Here is a 584-nt window from a genome sequence, read left to right as displayed (position 1 = left end):
TTTTACTGGTCTCAAATTTGGGTGAAAGCCCTGCAATTTCATTGCAGCACTTTTAGTAGTGCGAAAAAATCTATATTTTAGATTTAGATGGATTTTACAATACGAAAAGGTTCTCATACAGTGAGTCGATTGACATGTCACATAGTTTGGTCTACTAAGTATAGGTATAAAGTTCTTCGTGGAGATATTCAAATACGTTGTAGAGAACTTTTAATTCAAATTTGCGATGCAGAAGGTATTGAAATATTGAAAGGAGTAGTAAGTGCCGATCATGTTCATATGCACATTGAATATGCCCCAAAGTTGAGTGTAAGTTATGTTGTAAAACAATTAAAAGGGAGAACATCAAGGAAGTTACAACAAGAATTTCATAGTCTACAAGATCGTTATTGGGGTAAGCATTTTTGGGCAAATGGTTATGGTGTTTGGAGTACAGGTAATATAACAGATAAGATGGTTAATGAATATTTAGAGCATCATCGTCGAGATAATAATGATAATTCCAATTTCATATTGGAATAGGCTCAGGGACTTTAGTCCCTTGTAAAAACAAACCCCTGCACTTTGAGTGCAGGGTGGTTTAG

1 protein-coding gene is annotated in these 584 nt (G+C 34.8%); it reads left to right on the top strand.

The genetic code is table 11. The features are described from left to right. Positions 1 to 87 precede the first annotated feature (87 nt). On the top strand, positions 88 to 522 hold the full coding sequence (tnpA, locus tag ATO12_RS24490) for an IS200/IS605 family transposase (RefSeq protein ID WP_034247736.1): 435 nt from the start codon (positions 88 to 90) through the stop codon (positions 520 to 522). Positions 523 to 584: the final 62 nt, after the last annotated feature.

The organism is Aquimarina atlantica (assembly GCF_000626715.1).
In the GTDB taxonomy this organism is placed as follows: Bacteria; Bacteroidota; Bacteroidia; order Flavobacteriales; family Flavobacteriaceae; genus Aquimarina; species Aquimarina atlantica.
This window is presented reverse-complemented; position numbering and strand designations above follow the sequence as displayed.

What these genes read in the sequence shown, in the direction of transcription:
- tnpA (WP_034247736.1), top strand. Translation starts at nt 88, where the DNA reads ATGGATTTTACAATACGAAAAGGTTCTCATACAGTGAGTCGATTGACA.